General features: G+C 61.1%; 9 protein-coding genes and 3 pseudogenes. 7 read left to right on the forward strand and 5 right to left on the reverse strand.

From position 1 onward, the window contains the following. Positions 1-44 precede the first annotated feature (44 nt). The 4 genes and pseudogenes from AYJ54_RS41665 to AYJ54_RS54220 form a co-directional block, all read left to right on the forward strand. The gene (locus tag AYJ54_RS41665; protein ID WP_063708284.1) at positions 45-962 is read left to right on the forward strand and encodes an NADP-dependent oxidoreductase; all 918 of its coding nucleotides are present in this window, start codon (positions 45-47) and stop codon (positions 960-962) included. 24 nt (positions 963-986) lie between these two features. Further along, a pseudogene (locus tag AYJ54_RS41670) lies at positions 987-1,287 on the forward strand (cupin domain-containing protein); the annotation flags it as partial. A gap of 93 nt (positions 1,288-1,380) precedes the next feature. Further along, positions 1,381-2,328, forward strand: coding sequence for an L-histidine N(alpha)-methyltransferase (gene egtD, locus AYJ54_RS41675; RefSeq protein WP_063708285.1), 948 nt, complete (start codon positions 1,381-1,383; stop codon positions 2,326-2,328). A 224-nt stretch (positions 2,329-2,552) separates the two neighbouring features. Further along, positions 2,553-2,631: pseudogene (locus tag AYJ54_RS54220) on the forward strand (IS6 family transposase); the annotation flags it as partial. A 120-nt stretch (positions 2,632-2,751) separates the two neighbouring features. Here AYJ54_RS54220 and AYJ54_RS41680 read toward each other — a convergent pair. The 4 genes from AYJ54_RS41680 to AYJ54_RS41695 all read right to left on the reverse strand — a co-directional run bounded on the left by AYJ54_RS41680 (position 2,752) and on the right by AYJ54_RS41695 (position 5,803). Beyond that, a complete protein-coding gene (locus tag AYJ54_RS41680) occupies positions 2,752-3,297 on the reverse strand; it encodes a carboxymuconolactone decarboxylase family protein (protein WP_063708356.1) in 546 nt (181 codons plus the stop codon). Positions 3,298-3,331: 34 nt separating this feature from the next. Beyond that, positions 3,332-3,967, reverse strand: a complete 636-nt coding sequence (locus AYJ54_RS41685) for a nitroreductase family protein (RefSeq protein WP_063708286.1) — start codon at positions 3,965-3,967, stop codon at positions 3,332-3,334. Positions 3,968-4,145: 178 nt separating this feature from the next. Continuing rightward, positions 4,146-4,992, reverse strand: an 847-nt coding sequence (locus tag AYJ54_RS41690) for an NADP-dependent oxidoreductase (RefSeq protein WP_245329285.1), incomplete at its 5' end; no start/stop codon positions are given. A 319-nt stretch (positions 4,993-5,311) separates the two neighbouring features. Next, a complete protein-coding gene (locus AYJ54_RS41695) occupies positions 5,312-5,803 on the reverse strand; it encodes an OsmC family protein (protein ID WP_063708287.1) in 492 nt (163 codons plus the stop codon). A gap of 697 nt (positions 5,804-6,500) precedes the next feature. On the opposite strand from AYJ54_RS41695, the gene AYJ54_RS41700 reads away from it, so the two are divergent. The 3 genes and pseudogenes from AYJ54_RS41700 to AYJ54_RS41710 all read left to right on the forward strand — a co-directional run bounded on the left by AYJ54_RS41700 (position 6,501) and on the right by AYJ54_RS41710 (position 16,985). Further along, positions 6,501-7,640: an efflux RND transporter periplasmic adaptor subunit gene (locus AYJ54_RS41700; RefSeq protein WP_136624305.1), complete on the forward strand. Its 1,140-nt coding sequence runs from the start codon at positions 6,501-6,503 to the stop codon at positions 7,638-7,640. Beyond that, positions 7,637-10,810, forward strand: coding sequence for an efflux RND transporter permease subunit (locus AYJ54_RS41705; RefSeq protein ID WP_063708289.1), 3,174 nt, complete (start codon positions 7,637-7,639; stop codon positions 10,808-10,810). Before AYJ54_RS41700 ends, AYJ54_RS41705 begins: the two co-directional genes overlap by 4 nt. Positions 10,811-11,105: 295 nt before the next feature. Continuing rightward, positions 11,106-16,985, forward strand: a pseudogene (locus AYJ54_RS41710) (ATP-binding sensor histidine kinase). Here the strand turns inward: AYJ54_RS41710 and AYJ54_RS41715 are convergent. Further along, positions 16,980-17,372, reverse strand: a complete 393-nt coding sequence (locus AYJ54_RS41715) for a response regulator transcription factor (RefSeq protein WP_063708357.1) — start codon at positions 17,370-17,372, stop codon at positions 16,980-16,982. The pseudogene AYJ54_RS41710 and the gene AYJ54_RS41715 overlap by 6 nt on opposite strands. Positions 17,373-17,552 lie beyond the last annotated feature (180 nt).

The following is a 17,552-nucleotide window of genomic DNA, read 5'->3' on the forward strand; positions in this document are numbered from 1 at the left end:
GGTGTTGCCGCATCCGAGGCGAATGAACCGAGGAGACAATTCGTATGAAGGCGATCGTCGTAACGGACCAGGCTGCGGGAACCGCCGGGATGAGGCTCGTGGAGCGGCCCGAGCCGCAGGCAGCGATCAACGACGTCGTCGTTCAGGTTCATGCGTCGGGATTCACCTCGGGTGAGCTGACGTGGCCCTCGACGTGGACCGATCGCCTCGACCGTGACCGAACACCGTCGATTCCCGGGCAGGAGCTGGCAGGAGTGGTCACTGCTCTCGGCTACGGCACGACGGGGCTATCGGTGGGACAGCGCGTGTTCGGCCTCTCGGACTCGTATCGCGGCGGCACTCTGGCGGAGTATGTGGCCGTCGAGGCACGCAACCTCGCGCCACTGCCGGGCGACGTCGACTTCACGGTGGGTGCGAGCGTGGCGATGCCGGGTCTGACCGCGTGGCAGGGACTGTTCGTGCATGGCCGCCTTCAGGCGGGGCAGAGCGTACTCGTGCATGGCGCGGCCGGCGCAGTCGGGTCGATGGTGACGCAACTCGCACGTGAGGCCGGCGCCTACGTCACCGGCACCGGACGCGCCGCTGATCGTCAGAAGGCGCTCGACTTCGGTGCGCAGGAATTCCTCGACCTCGAGACCGACGTCCTCGAAGACGTCAGCGGAATCGATCTGGTGTTCGATGTCATCGGCGGCGACATCACGAAGCGGTCTGCTGGCGTGATCCGGCCCGGAGGAACACTGGTGACCATCGCCGGGCCGACCGAGGCGCGGCCCGCCGACGGCATGGCGATCGACTTTGTTCTCGTGTCCGATCGCGCCCAACTGGGTGAGATCGTCCAGCGGGTGCGGGACGGACGACTGCGGACGAACATCGGCAACATCGCGACCCTCGACGATGCCGTCGCTGCGTTCAATCCAACCAAGCGGATCAGCGGGAAGACAATCATCCGCGTTCGTCCGTAACGATTGGGCGATGGCGAATGGTTTCCCAATATCCCCGGCAAGTCGCTGATCGCGGTGGAAGTCGATTACGCCCCCGGCGCAGCCTCCGCGTCCCACACCCACGCGAAGTCGGCTTTCATCTACGCCCACGTGATTTCGGGCGCGATCGAGTCGAAGGTGAATGACGGTGAGACGCGCATCTATCGGGCAGGCGAGGGCTGGTCGGAGCCGCCGGGCGCGACCCATTCGATCAGCCGCAACGCGAGCAAGACGGACCCCCGCAAAGCTGCTCGCTGTCTTCGTCCTCGATACCAATGACAACCCGCCGCCGACGCCCGTCAAATAACCTACCCGCTGCGCCAGGCAAGAATCTACGGTGATGATATCGGCCTCGAGTTTATCGCGACCGTCATCTGCCGTGTCACCGAAAGCGGAAAATATGCTTCACGCAAATAACAGCATCGACCCTGTTGAAAATGCATTCGCCCGAGACGTCGTCGCCGGATTATCCGCTGATGTGAAGACACTGCCAAGCCGTTGGTTATACGACGAGCGTGGATCTGCACTTTTTGAAGAAATAACGAGGCAGGATGAGTATTATCTGACTCGAGCCGAAACGTCGATCCTGCGAGAGCGGCAGAGTGATATCGCCGATTTTGTAGAGTCTCGTGCGATTCTCATCGAGTATGGTGCGGGAGCCGGCGTTAAGACAGAGCTTGTACTGGCAGGGCTGCGTGACCCCTACGTGCCGATCGATATCGCCGACGCCTTCCTTGCGGAAACGTCGAAGAGGATCGCTTCGCGCTTCCCATCGCTCTGGGTCCGCCCTATCGAGCGCAATTTCCTGGATGTATTTGAGGTTCCGTTTGATGGCTCCGGCGGCTGCAGGACTGGATTTTTCCCGGGCTCGACGATGGGGAATTTGAACACGATCGAGGCGAAGACCTTGCTTGCGCAGATGGGACGACACCTGGGCGACGACGGACGCGCCATCATCGGTGTCGATCTCCAGAAAAACGTAGATACGCTTCTGCGTGCTTATGACGACAGCGCAGGTGTGACGGCCGCTTTTAACCTCAATCTCCTTGAGCGGATCAACACCGAACTGGGCGGTGACTTCCGTTTGGAGCAGTTCGAGCACGCGGCGCGCTGGAACGAGATCGAGAAAGCCGTAGAGATGCACCTGGTCAGCTTATGCGATCAGCGCGTTACACTGTGTGGGCGGACGTTCAATTTCAGAACATCGGAAACCATACACACTGAGAGCTCCCGAAAATATACTGCGGAGAGCTTCGAGCGGCTCGCCCGCTCCGGCGGATGGAGGGTTGCCGAGGCTTGGCAGGATGCGGACGGGCTATTTGGCCTGTTCGGACTCACTCGCTATTGAACAGCCGATCGTCGAATTGCTGCCCATTCATGTGCAGGCTGAATACATCGTATTTGGGCGGAAATTCGGATGATGACGACGGTCAGTCGATTACCTGACATCCACACCTTTCCAGAATGCGATGTAGCCTTTGATGGCCGCTGCTGTGTCAGAGGGCTTGCGGCGAAACTCTATGGTCCATTGACCTTTGGCTATGGAATCGATGCCATCGACACGGCAAGCACGGCAAGAAGCACTGGCTTTGGCGGGCGGTCGATCAGAATGATTTCGTGCTCGACGTGGTAAAAAGCCGTGTCGGCACACCAAAAGCCCGGACGCGCTCCCACGAAATCTTTCCTGGGTGCATCCGGGCTCTGGCGTTACGCTCGCATCACATAAAAGCTCCGAGCACTCTCGGAGATGGTCGATGCGACCGGATAGAGTTCAGATCGAGCCAGCCGGCGCAACGGCGGGAAAGTCCTTGTCGGGATCGAACACGTTATTGAAAAAGTTCGTCAGGGAGTACATGGCGACCAGCGCGACGATCTCGATGACGTTCGCATCCGTGTACCCGGCATCGCGGACGGCCTTCAGATCGGCGTCGCTGACCTTGCCGCGGGTCTCGATGACTTTGCGCGCAAATTGGATCGCGGCGTCTCGCTTCGGGTCGCTGGCATGGCCCTTCCGAGCGAGAATGATTTCATTGGCGGGCAGCTTGGCCATATGATCGGCCGTAAAGCTGTGAACCGTCAGGCAGTAGTCGCAGCCGTTCACTTCGGAGACGGCGAGGCCGATGCTGTCACGCGTCTTCACGTCGAGCGCCCTGCTCAAGGAGCCGAGCAGGTTGGCCCACGAGTTGAACGCGATCGGGCTCGCCGCGAATGTCGCCATCATATTTGGGGTGAACCCGATGTTCTTGGTGAACATATCGAGGGTCGGTTTCGAATCCGCCGGCACCTGTTCCGGCTTTAGCGCCGCAATTCTCGGCATCATAAGCTCCGTAACTTACTGGTTTCACTAACAATTAAACGAGGTTCAATACGTCGGCCACCGGACGGCGTGGCTTCTGCGGCCAGTTTCCCGGACGCTCCGCCCCTATGGACAGCAGCATGACCGGTACTTCGTCCTCGGCCAGTCCGAACTCGCGGTGCACCGCTTCGGGATCGAAACCGATCATCGGCGTCGAACCCAGGCCTAGCGAGCGGGCCGCATAGACCATCGCCGCCGCGCCGAAGGTGGCAGTGCGTACTGCCTCGTCGCGCTGGCGCTGTGGGTACTCCATGTACAGACCGCGCGCGGGGATTTCCCATTCCGGCACCATCTTCGCCGGCATGATGCCCGCTTCCACCACCGGTGCCAGGCGCTCCGGTACTACGCCGGAATCGGCCAACTGGCCGCAGACGATGAAGGTAACGGCTGCCTCGCTGATCGCGGGCTGATTCCAGGCGATCGGACGCAGCCGAGCCTTGGCTTCAGGCGAGCGTACCGCAATGAAGCGCCAGTTCTGCAAGTGGAAGGATGTCGGCGCGGTGGTGCCGATTCGCACCAGCTCGCGGATTTGGTCGTCGCTGAGGGTGGCGGTGGGGTCGTAGTACTTGGTGGCGCTGCGGCTCAGGATACATTCGATGACGGCGTTGGTCATGGTGATTCCGTTAGTCATGGTTCTTCCTATGCGTGAAGGGATAGGTTGAGATAACGAGTGCTTTCGCCCTCTTTGCTGGAAATGCTGCAGGGATGGGGTCCGTTCGACATCTCATGCCAGGGGCCATAGGTGATTTCCCAGGTGCCCCTGGCGTCTAACAGGACGCGGCCGGCTGCGCGCATCGAATGCGCGTCGTTCACGGACGAACGCGGATGATCGTCTTCCCGCTGATCCGCTTGGTCGGATTGAAAGCGGCGACAGCCTCGTCGAGGGTCGCAATGTTGCGGATGTTCGTCCGCAGTCGTCCGTCCCGCACCCGCTGGACGATCTCACTCAGTTGAGCACGATCGGACTCAACAACGAAGTCGACCGCCAAGCCATCGGCGGGGCGCGCCTCGCTCGGCCCGACGATGGACACCAGCATTCCTCCAGCTCGAATCAGGCGCGCGGACCGCTTCCCGATGTCGCCACCGATGACATCGAACACCAGATCGACTCCGCCGATGTCTTCGAGGACGTCGTTCTCGAGGTCGACGAATTCACGCGCGCCGAACTCGAGCGCCTTCTGACGATCAGCGGAACGTCCGGTGCCGATGACGTAGGCGCCGCCCAATCGTGCGAGTTGCGTCACCATGGAGCCGACTGCGCCGGCCGCGCCGTGCACGAGGACGCTCTGCCCCGCCTGAAGGCGACCGTGCTGGAACAGTCCCTGCCACGCGGTGAGGCCCGAGATTGGTAGACTCGCGCCCACTGTGAAGTCGACGTCACCCGGGAGCGGCGCGAGGTTGCGCGCCTCCATTGCTACATACTCCGCCAAGGTGCCGTCGCGATACCAGTCGGCGAGACCGAACACTCGCTGCCCCACCGACAGCCCCGTTGTGCCATAGCCGAGAGCGGTGATCACTCCGGCCAGCTCATGTCCGGGAATCGACGGTGTTCGGTCACGATCGAGGCGGTCGGTCCATGTCGAGGGCCATGTCAGCTCAGTAGGGACGAATCCCGACGCATGAACTTGAACGACGACGTCGTTGATCGCCGCTTGCNGGGCCGCTCCACGAGCCTCATCCCGGCAGTTCCCGCAGCCCGGTCCGTTACGACGATTGCCTTCATCATCCACCTCCCTGTGTGGTGCGTCGTCATCTTTCGTCTCTTGCAGACAAGCAAATGTACGATCGTGAGAATCGATGGTCCAATGACCTGTGGCTATGGAATCGATGCCATCGACGCGAAAGATCAAAGCGCGCCAGCGGTGAGCCGCGGAACGAATGCCCCGCGAGGCGTCGTGGGTTCGCCGAACTGGAGACCCCGCGGGTATGATAGGCTGCGATGCCCCAGTGCAGTGGTCGACGGCACGAGAGACGCTCAATCCGGAGTGATATTCGGGATCGGGAGTAGAGCCAGATCATCCTCGTAGCTGGCCTGGGTGCTTGCGTTGCGGCCGGAAGTAGTAGCGTCCAGGCGCGTGCTGATATCCGCACTAATGCCGAGAATTTTGCCGACGGGACAGAGGTTTGCTGCTTCCAGCAAGAATGCGCGCTGCTGTGCGTCGAGTTCTCCCCCGAGCACGAGGGTGCGCGCGAACGAATCTCTTTCGCCCTGGGCTCCGCGGTGGAAGCTGACGCCAACTTCCAACCGCTCCAGCGGAAGTTTCTCGCGTCGAGCCTGATAACGAACGCTCATAGCGGTGCATGCGGCGAGAGACGCGCTAAGAAGGTCGTAAGGATTGGGTCCAGAAGATGTGTGGCCGGCGCCATCTGGGCCGCCGACAGGAAACTGAGATTCGCCGACATGCCCAACCAGCGCGCCAAGATTGGTGGGGTCGCTTGCGACGACAACCTCGCGGATCTTGGTCATGATTAGGTTCCGATCGTTCGAATGATTGATCCACCGGCTTCGACGAGTGTGTACGCCAGCGGCAGCGCAAAACGGGTTTGCGAGATCTCAGCGCCGCGTCCGCTTCAGCCAATGCGTTCAGTAGCTAAATCCGGCGACCGTTCAGGTAAAGCTATCATGTCCATAATCGCCAGGAATGCTCCGTGAAGTCAGTGTCGAAGTTCTACGACGAGGAAAATCCGTGAACACACACGCAGCGGGCTTGATGGTTCTTCCCGCTCACGAACGATGCATTGACTTCCAGCGAGCCGAAGTCCCGGTCGGACAGGATGCGAGTGAGCGCACCGCTTTCCAACTCGGACCTCACACTATTGACGCCTGAGGCGACGCCGCCGCGACTGAGCGCGACTTAAAAGCCTCTGCAGAATGAAAACGTCGCGGTTTCGAGTGCTCTGCGGATCGTGGCATTCCTCGCCACGGCGTCACGCTCGCGCGGCGAGCGGCAATAACGACCGTTTATCGACTCCATGGCGAGAGGTGATTTCCGTCGCCGGCGTTGCAGGGTCATTCTCCAAAGCATCGTCGAACCTGAACTTTCGGTTCCGCGATCGACAGGCGGAACATGATGGAAGATCAAGAAGGCAGTGGGTCGATATGCAAAGCAACGATGTAATCTAGATCGTCGCGCCATGGGCGCGCTGACATTACGAGAAGTGCTTTGGCGCGCGTTCGACTCCAATTTGACGACGAGGCCAGTCGGACCAAGGCGGCCGCGTCTCCGCCGCCGCCGGTGACAGTCGCGCAACCGGTCAAGCGTACGGTCACCGACTGGGACGAGTTCACCGGTCGCTTCGAGGCGATCGAGGAGGTCCAGGTCCGCGCCCGCGTCGGCGGCTTCGTCAACAGTGTCGAGTTCAAGGACGGTGCGATCGTCCATGCCGGCGATCTGCTCTACATCATCGATCCGCGCCCGTTCGAGGCGGTCGCCTCGCAGGCCCAGGGCCAACTCGACGACGCGCGGGCCAAGGCAGGGCTTGCCAAGCGTGAACTCGATCGTGGGCTGAACCTGGTCCAGACCAGCGCAGTTTCCGTACAGGTCGTCGATCAGCGCCGTCAGGCCTTGCAGGCGGCTTATGCGGCCGAGACGCAGGCCGAGGGTGCGCTGAAGGCCGCGCAGCTCAATGTCGAATTCACCCACGTGCTGGCGCCGATCACCGGCCGCGTCAGTCGCCATCTGGTGACCCCCGGCAACCTCGTGCAGGGCGCCGATAGCGGAGCGACGTTGCTCACCTCGATCGTGTCGCTCGATCCGATCTATATCTATTTCGACGTCGACGAGGCGACCTATCGGCGCAACAGCAAGCTGTGGTTCGAAGGCAAGCGGCCGAGTTCGCGCGATACGTCAAATCCCGTGCAGGTGGCGCTGACCGGCGAGAGAAAGCCCTCGCATGACGGGAAGATGGACTTTCTCGACAATCGGCTGGACATCTCGACCGCGACGCTGCGCAGCCGCGCGATCGTCCCGAACAAGGATCTCTCGATCCTGCCGGGGCAATTTGGCCGCGTCAGGATCATCGGCTCGTCGCCCTACGAGGCGCTGCTGATCCCGGACGCTGCCATAGCCACCGACCAGTCGCGCAAAATCGTGTTCGTGGTCAAGGAAGACAACACAGTGGAGGCAAGGCCGGTGGTGCTCGGGCCGCTCGATGAAGGGCTGCGCGTGATTCGCGAGGGTCTCAAGGCGGAGGATCACGTCATCGTCGACGGGCTGCAGCGTGCCCGCGTCGGCGCCAAGGTGACGCCGAAAATGGCGCAGGCGCCGGCAGGCGACAAGGCTACGGCAGGTGCCACGCCATGAATCTTGGAAAGCTTTCCATCAACCAGCCCATCTTGGCGATGGTGCTGTCGATCGTGCTTTTGATCGTCGGCACGATCGCCTACCAGACGCTGCCGGTCTCGGAATATCCGCAGGCGGTGCCGCCGACTGTTACCGTCACCACGCAATATCCGGGCGCCTCGGCGCAGACCGTAGCCGACACCGTCGCCGCCCCGATCGAGCAGGAGATCAACGGCGTCGAGGACATGCTGTATCTCTACAGCCAGGCGACCTCGAACGGCCAGCTCGCCATCACCGTCACCTTCAAGCTCGGCACCGACCTCGACAAGGCGCAGGTGCTGGTTCAGAACCGCGTCGCGATTGCGCAGCCGCGGCTACCCGATGAGGTGCAGCGCAACGGCGTTGTCACCCGCAAGAACTCACCTGACATCCTGATGGCCGTGTTCGTGCTGTCGCCTGACGACACGTTCGATCAGCTCTACATTTCCAACTACACGCTGCTGCAGGTCCGCGATCAGCTTTTGCGGCTCGACGGCGTCGGTGACATCCAGATGTTCGGCGCCCGCGACTACTCCATGCGGTTGTGGCTCGATCCCGACCGGATCGCTGATGTCGGTCTGACATCGAGCGAGGTGCTGGCGGCGATCCGCGCCCAGAACCTGCAGATCACCGGCGGACAGATCGCGGAGCCACCGATCGCCGATCGTGCACTTCAGCCGAACCTCGTCTTCACTGGCCGCCTCAAAGACATCGGGCAGTTCGAGGACATCGTGGTGAAGGCCGGTTCGGACGGCCGAACCGTACGTCTGCGCGACGTCGCTCGCGTCGAGCTCGGTGCGCTGTCCTACGCCACCAGCAGCCGCATACTGCGCAAGTCGGCCGTTGCAATGGTGGTGACGCAACGGCCCGGATCGAACGCGCTCGCCACAGCGCGGGCAATCTCCACCACCATGGCGAAGCTGAAGGAGAGTTTTCCGAAGGGGCTCGACTACAATATCGGCTACAACCCCACCGAATTCATCGCCCAATCGGTACATGAGCTTGTCAAGACGGTCTACGAGGCGATGGCGCTCGTCGTCATCGTAGTGCTGGTGTTTTTGCAGGGATGGCGGCCCGCGATCATCCCGATCGTTGCGATCCCGGTGTCGCTGGTCGGCACTTTCGCGGTGATGGCCGCGCTCGGATTCTCGATCAATAATTTGACGCTGTTCGGTTTGGTTCTCGCGGTCGGCATCGTGGTCGACGACGCCATCGTGGTTGTCGAAAATGTCGAGCGACATCTCCAGCACGGTATGAGCCGGCGCGAGGCGGCGCTCAAGACCATGGAAGAGGTCGGCGGCGCGCTGGTCTCGATCGCGCTGGTGCTCTGCGCGGTGTTCGTGCCGACAGCCTTTCTGGGCGGCATTTCCGGACAGTTCTTCCAGCAATTCGCCGTCACCATCGCGGTCGCGACCGCGATTTCCTGCTTCTGCTCGCTGACACTGTCGCCGGCGCTGGCCTCGCAGATACTTACTCCGCACGAGGAGAAACGTCCGCCGGCGCGCTGGAACATCATTGCGCGCGGCTGGGACGGCTTCACCGTGCTGTTCAACCGTATCTTCGATCGCCTGGCGTACGGCTACGCGGCTGCCGCCGAGTTCGTGATCCGGCATACAGTGGTGATGCTTGTGATCTATCTCGCGCTGATCGGCAGCGCCGGCTGGTTGCTCGCCACCACCTCGCAGGGTTTTATTCCCGCGCAGGATCGCGGTTACCTCATCGTCTCGGTGCAATTGCCAGGCGCCGCGTCGCTGGCGCGGACCACTGAGGTGGTGCGCGAAATCGAGCGGATTGCGCTGGATACGCCAGGTATCGTCCGTGTTGGGGCGTTCAGCGGCTTCTCCGGCGCGACGCGCACGCAGGCCGGCAACGCCGCGGCGTTGTTCCCGGTGTTCGACGAGCAGGAGGCACGGCAGAAGAAGGGATTGTCGGCCAGCGCGATCACGGCCGATCTGCGCAAACGGCTGTCGGTGGTCCAGGGCGCATTCATCATCGTCATTCCGCCGCCTGCCGTGCCCGGCATCGGCACCGGCGGCGGCTTTGCCATCCGCATCCAGGATCGACAAGGGCGCGGTCCCGAGTTGCTCGCAGCCGCGACCGGCGAGCTCGTCGCCGTCGCGCGGAAGTCGCCGAACCTGACCTCGGTGTTCTCGCCTTTCACGGCGAATACGCCGCAGCTGTTCGTCGATATCGATCGCGTCAAGGCGCAGAAGCTCGGCGTTCCCATCGCCAACATCACCGACACGATCGAGACTTACTTCGGCTCGACCTATGTCAACGACTTCAACCTGTTCGGACGGACCTATCACGTCACTGCCCAGGCAGATCTCCCATTCCGGAAGGAGACTTCCGATCTCGCGCGGCTGCGTACCCGCAACGTGGCCGGCGACATGGTGATGCTCGGCAGCGTCGTGGACTTCAAGGACGTCTCGGGACCTGATCGTGTCGCGCGCTACAATCTGTACTCGGCGTCAGAGCTGCAGGGTGAGCCGGCACCCGGCGTGAGTTCGGCGACAGCGCTCAATGCCATCAAACAACTGGCCGACAAAACATTGCCGAGCGGCTTTTCCTTCGAATGGACCGATCTGTCATATCAGCAGGTGACGGGTGGCAATGCCGGCCTCTACGTGTTCCCGATTTGCGTGCTGTTCGTCTATCTGGTGCTGGCCGCGCAATACGGCAGCTGGACGCTGCCGTTCGCGGTGATCCTGATCGTGCCGATGTGCCTGTTCGCGGCCACCATCGGCGTGCGCATCACGGGACAGGACGTCAACATCCTGACCCAGATCGGCTTCGTGGTGCTGGTGGGGCTGGCTGCCAAGAACGCGATCCTGATCGTCGAGTTCGCGCGCGACATCGAGCTGGAGGGCAGGTCGCGGCTGGAGGCCGTGATCGAGGCCTGCCGGCTGCGGCTGCGTCCGATCCTGATGACCTCGTTCGCCTTCATCTTCGGCGTGCTGCCGCTGGTGGTGTCGACCGGTTCCGGCTCGGAGATGCGCCAGGCGGTCGGCGTCGCCGTGTTCTTCGGCATGCTCGGCGTCACGCTGTTCGGCCTGATCTTCACGCCGATCTTCTACATGGTGGTGCGCAACCTCGCGGAAGGCAGGAACGAGGGCAAGCCGACCCAGAGGATCGCGGCCGCGGCGGAGTGAGTAGCGGTGACGCCGATGCGCGAGGAAGCGGGAAGACTATCTCCGTTACCCTGAGGAGCGCGGAACCCGCGTCTCGAAAGGTGCACGGCCTCGCCGGGTCAGGGCGGGCAAAATCGCTCCAAATTGCTGCTAAAATGAAGGAGGATCCGCGGTCGCCGTAGCCGGCAAGGCCGACGGCTGGCATTTCTCGGGCGATAGAGTACGATTTCTCCAGGCTGGAGAGAGGCCGCGCGTGTGGCAACGAAGAGCTTGATCAGCCGACTTCAAGCCGAAGTCCGACGCCGGAGTCTGACAGATGGTGAAGCAGTCGCTGAACGTCGCGTACTCGGACGGTAGCTCTCAGGTGTTGTGGGAGGACGGCGAGCGCGTGTTCAGCCGTGGCTGGCGACTGGACGACAACGGCAACCGGGTCGCCGTGCTGCTTGTTGCCCCCGCCGCCGACCACCCGTCCCGGACAAGACTCGATCGCCTCACGCACGAATACGAACTGAAAGATGAGCTCGACGGGGCATGGGCGGCGCGGCCGCTGGCCCTCATGCGCGACGCCGGTCGGACCGTGCTGGTGCTCGATGATCCGGGCGGCGAGCCGCTCGACCGTTTGCTCGGTGGGCCCATGGAGGTCGGACGCTTCCTGCGCCTGGCTATCGCGGTTACCTCGGCTCTGGGCAAGCTTCATTAGCGCGGGCTCATCCACAAAGACATCAAGCCAGCTAATATTGTGGTGGACCGCGCGGATGGACACGTGCGGCTCACCGGGTTTGGCATCGCGTCGCGCCTGTCCCGCGAGCGGCAGGCGCCCGAGCCGCCCGAGACCATCGCCGGTACGCTTGCCTACATGGCACCCGAACAAACCGGGCGGATGAACCGCTCGGTCGACGCCCGCAGCGATCTCTACGCCCTCGGCGTTACGCTTTACCAGATGCTCACGGGCGTTTTGCCCTTCACGGCGGCCGATCCAATGGAATGGGTTCACTGCCATATCGCAAGACCGCCGGCGCCGCCCAGCGAGCGGTTAAAAAACCTCCCAGGCTCCGTCTCTGCGATCATTATGAAGCTGCTCGCCAAGACTGCTGAGGAGCGTTACCAGACGGCTGCAGGCGCCGAGAGTGATCTACGGCGTTGCCTTGCTGAATGGGAAACCCGAGGCGATATCGACGAATTCCCGCCCGGGGAACACGACACTCCGGACCGGCTTCTGATCCCCGAGAAATTGTATGGCCGGACAGCCGAGATCGATACCCTGCTTGCCTCCTTCGACCGTGTCGTCGCCGGCGGCAGGCCGGAGTTGGTGCTGGTTTCCGGATATTCCGGCATCGGCAAGTCCGCGGTCGTCAACGAGCTTCATAAGCCACTTGTTCCGCCCCGCGGTCTTTTTGCATCGGGCAAGTTTGATCAGTACAAGCGCGACATCCCCTACGCCACCCTTGCGCAGGCCTTTCAGAGCCTGATCCGCCCGCTTTTGAGCAAGGCCGAAGCGGAGCTGCGGCAATGGCGGGAGGCGCTGCTCGAGGCGCTCGAACCGAACGGTCGGCTCATTGTTGATCTCGTCCCGGAATTGAAGCACATCATCGGCGAGCAGCCACCGGTCCCCGAGCTGCCGCCACAGGATGCGCAGGGCCGCTTTCAGCTGGTGTTTCGGCGATTTATCAGCGTATTCGCGCGGCCGGAACATCCGCTCGCCCTGTTCCTCGACGATCTCCAATGGCTCGATGCAGCAACGCTCGATCTGCTCGAGGATCTGTTGACCCGGCCGGATGTGCAGAACCTGTTGTTGATTGGCGCTTACCGCGACAACGAAGTCGATCCCATCCACCCGCTGATGCGCAAGCTCGAAGCGATGCGCCAGGCTGGAGCGATACTGCAAGACATCGTATTGGAACCCCTAACCCGTGACGACTTGGGGCAACTAATCGCGGATTCTGTTCACAGCGAACCAGAGAGAATCACGCCGCTGGCACAGCTGATCCACGAGAAGACAACCGGCAATCCGCTTTTCGCTATTCAGTTCATTTCTGCTCTCGCCGACGAAGCATTGCTCACTTTCGATTATGGCGAGGCGCGATGGTGCTGGGACCTGAATCGTATTCACGCCCAAGGTTACACCGACAATGTGGTGGACCTCATGGTGGGGAGGCTGAACCGCCTGTCCGCCGAAACGCGGAATGCATTGCAGAAGCTCGCCTGCCTGGGCAACGATGCGGGGTTCACCACGTTGCGGATCGTTTACCAGGACTCCGCGGAGGAGATGCATGGCCAGCTTTGGGAAGCGGCGCGAGCAGGGCTGATCTTTCGTTCGGAAGATTCCTACAAGTTTCTCCACGACCGTGTCCAGGAAGCCGCCTACTCCTTGATCTCGGAGGAACCGCGTGCCGAGGCCCATCTCCGAATAGGGATGCTGCTCGCAGCGAAGACCCCTCCAGAGAAGCTGGAGGAGATGATCTTCGAAATTGTCAATCAGCTCAACCGCGGCTCGCATCTCATCACGTCAATTGAGGAGCTTGAGCGGGTCGCAGAGTTGAATTTCATTGCAGGTAAACGCGCCAAGACCTCGACAGCGTATGCCTCGGCGCTGAACTATCTGGTCTCCGGCGTAGCACTGCTGCCAGGGGACTCTTGGGAGCGCCAGCACGACCTGATCTTTGAGCTGGAGCTGCACCGGGCCGAATGTGAGTTCCTCACTGGTGCACTGGCGGAAGCCGAGCAGCGCCTGGCGGTACTGTCGGCCCGTGCCGCAACGACGATCGAACGAGCCCGCGTTACGTGCCTGCAGGTGGATCTTTACTTGACCCTGGATCAGGCCAGCCGCGCGATCGCAGTCGGTCTCGACTATCTCCGACACCTCGGCATTGACTGGTCGCCGCGCCCGACGGAAGACGAGGCTCGGCGCGAGTATGAGCGGATCTGGTCCCAACTCGGCTCCCGCACGATAGAAAGCCTCATTGATCTGCCTTTGATGAGCAATGCCGCATCGCTCGCGACCCTCGATGTCCTGACGAAGCTCGGGCCGCCAGCCTGGCATACGGATGCGAACCTAGCTTCCCTGGTCATCTGTCGAGCAGTCAATCTTAGCCTCGAGGGTGGCAATTGTGACGGCTCGTGCTACGCCTATGCGGTGCTTGGCAGGCTTGCTGGACCGAAATTCGGTGACTACCAGGCGGGACTTCTATTCTGCCGTCTCGGCTATGAACTGGTCGAACAGCGCGGGCTAAAGCGCTTCCAGGCCAGGATCTATCTGAACTTTGGAAGTTTAGTCACGCCCTGGACGAGACATGTCCGGGAAGGTCGTGATCTGCTGCGGCGTGCGTTTGAGACGGCAAACCAGATCGGTGACCTCACTTTTGCGGCGTACTGCTGCAGCCACCTGAACACGAACCTTCTTGCGGCGGGCGATCCACTCGATGAGGTGCAAGGCGAAGCCGAGCGTGGTCTCGCGTTTGCGGAGAAGATGCGGTTCGGTCTTTTGATTGACTCCATCGCCGGCCAGCTTGGGCTGATTCGGACACTCCGCGGCTCGACGCCGATTTTCGGTTGCTTTGACGATGGGCAGTTTGACGAACTCTTACTAGAGTCCCGTTTCTGCGGGAACCCGGATCTGGCGCTAGCCGAGGGCTGGTACTGGGTCCGCAAGCTGCAGGCGCGCTTCTTTGCCGGCGACTATGCGTCGGCCATTGAGGCCTCGTCGCGGGCGCAACGGCTGCTGTGGACATCGCCGTCAATGTTCGAAACGGCAGAGTATCACTTCTATAGCGCACTCTCCCAAGCGGCATCCTGCGAGTCCGCAGCGGCCGGCCAGCAGCTTGTCGACGCACTGGCCGCGCACCACCGACAGCTCGAGGTCTGGGCGACGGCTTGCCCGGACAACTTCGAGAACCGCGCCGCACTGGTCGGAGCGGAGATCGCCCGGATCGAAGGCCGTGCGCTCGATGCCGAGCATCTTTACGAGCACGCTATCCACTCGGCACGCACGCACGGCTTTATCCACAACGAGGCGCTCGCCAACGAAATCGCTGCACGCTTTTATGCCGCACGCGGGTTCAAGAAAATCGCGTATGCCTATCTGCGGGACGCGCGGCACGCATACATCCGCTGGGGAGCCGACGGAAAGGTACGCCAACTCGACGAGTTGTTTCCGCACCTCAGGGAGGAAAAGCCGGTTGCCGGCCGGACAAGCACGATCGGGGCACCCGTCGAACAACTGGATCTAGCTACTGTTATCAAAGTCTCGCAAGCCGTGTCGGGCGAGATCGTTCTAGAAAAGCTGATCGACACGCTGATGCGCACAGCGATTGAGCACGCGGGTGCCGGGCGAGGTCTGTTGATCCTTGCGGTAGGTGTTGGGTATCGGATTGAGGCGGAAGCCACGACCAGCAATAATACGGTGACCGTCGGTCAGCGACAAGCAAGTGTAACCGCTGCAGATCTGCCGGAGTCCATGCTACAGTACGTGATCCGGACGAAAGAGATCGTTCTTCTCCATGATGCCGCAGCCGCGAACCCGTTTTCTGCCGATAAGTACATTCATCAGCATCACGCCCGATCAATTCTCTGCCTGCCGTTGCTCAAACAGGGCAGACTGGCCGGTGTACTCTACCTCGAAAACAACCTGACGGCCCACGTTTTCACACCTGACCGCGTCACAGTGTTGAAGGTAATTGCGTCGCAGGCGGCAATCTCGCTCGAAAATTCGCGGCTTTATGACGACCTCGCGGATCGGGAAGGGAAGATTAGGCGTTTGGTCGACGCCAACATCATTGGGATCCTCATTGCCGACCGCGAAGGGCGGATCCGAGAAGCCAATGACGCGTTTCTACGCATCGTGGGATATGACCGTGAGGACCTGGTCTGGGGTCGCCTGCACCGGACTGGGCTGACCCCGCCGGAGTGGCGCGAGCTCGACAAACGTGCCTGGGAAGAACTGAACTCAACTGGAAGGCTTCAGCCCTTCGAGCAGGAATACTTTCGGAAAGACGGCAGCCGCGTGCCTGTGCTTGTTGGCGCCGCGTTGTTCAAGGAAGGAGGTGACCAGGGCCTTGCGTTCGTCCTCGATCTGACCGAGCGCAAGCGCGTCGAGGAAGCGCTTAGCCAAGCACAGAGACTCAGCCGCACTGGCAATTGGATCTACAACGCGACAACGATGCGTTACCTCTATTGGTCGGACGAGAGTTACAGGATCTGGGGGTTTGATCCGCTGCAGGGCCTTCCAAGTCGACAAAGCATGTGGGAACGCATTCACCCGGAGGACCGCGACAGAGTGTGGGGAGCGGTTCAGGAGGCCGTGCACCAGAAAAGAGATTTCATGGCCGAGTTCAGACTCCTCCTACCTGATGGAACAATCAAGTGGGTCGAAGGAACCAGCTATCATGTGTTTTCGCCCCGGGACACGCTGGCTGAGGTTATCACCACAACCGTCGATGTGACGGAACGAAGGCGAGCACAGGACGAACATGAAAAGCTGCGCCAGCTCGAGTTGGATTTCACCCACATGAACCGCGTGAGCATGATGGGAGAATTGGCCGCCTCGCTGTCTCACGAAATTCTGCATCCGATCGCTACCGCTCGTAACAACGCCCGTGCAGGGATGCGCTTTTTGGAAATGAATCCGCCAAATCTGGATGAGACCAGGGAAGCGCTCGCTTGCGTTGTCAGGGACACGGACCGAGCCAGGGATATCGTCGGACGGATGCGTGATCACATCAAGAAAGCGCCTCTGCGAAAGGAACGCTTTGATCTTAATACGGCGATCAACGAAGTGATTGTACTGGCGCAAAGTGTGATCCACAGGAATGGCGTTTCGGTCCAAACTCGGCTTGCAGATGGACTGCTTCCGGTTATGGGGGATTGCGTTCAGCTGCAACAGGTCATGCTGAACTTGATTCTGAACGCGGCTGAAGCGATGGGCTCGGTTGAGGAAGGGGCAAGAGAGCTATTGATCAGCATCGAGCAGGATCAGGCAGGCGTCCTCGTAGCCGTACGCGATTCTGGGCCCGGCATTGATGCGCAGCATCTCGATCGAGTCTTCGACGCCTTCTACACCACGAAGTCCAGTGGAACAGGGATGGGGTTGTCGATATGCCGCTCCATTATCCATGCTCATGGGGGCAAGTTGTGGGCGGAAGCGAACGAATCTCGCGGCGCCGTATTTCAGTTCACGCTGCCAGCGGACGACGACTCATGAATTGTCTTCAATCGGCGTACCCGGCTGCAGAGCCGAACGCAGGCATCGCTCGAGATGGTCGTCGTCCACTGGCTTGCTGAGGTAGCAAGCAATCCCGTCCTTTAGAGCCCGATCCCTGACGACCTCATCGGGGTAGGCGGTAACGAGGATCGTCGGGATCGCGTACCCTGCATCGACCAAATGCCTGTGCAACTCGACTCCAGTCATTCCAGGCATGTGAACGTCGGCGATCAAGCAGGCGGTTTCCGGCAAAAAGCGTGACGCCAGGAAATCGGCTGCTGACGGAAACGCCTCGACAGTGTAGCCCATTAACACCACGAGCTTTCGCATTGACTCACGATAGAGCTGATCATCGTCGACGATGGCTATCAGTGTTCGGTTCAACATCGCCGGTTCCAGGCGCCTTCCTCGCTCCACTACACTGGCGGCAAACCTCGCGCCTGCATGCAATTTCTAGTGTCCGGGACATTCCCCAATAATGCAATGACCGCGCCCGTAAGCGATGGCTTAGGCTTCCGGCTATCCGCTTAGGCAAAAGAGACCTGTTCATCTTGAATAATTGTACGT

Origin of the sequence: Bradyrhizobium centrolobii (assembly GCF_001641635.1) — a bacterium.
Taxonomy (GTDB): domain Bacteria; phylum Pseudomonadota; class Alphaproteobacteria; order Rhizobiales; family Xanthobacteraceae; genus Bradyrhizobium; species Bradyrhizobium centrolobii.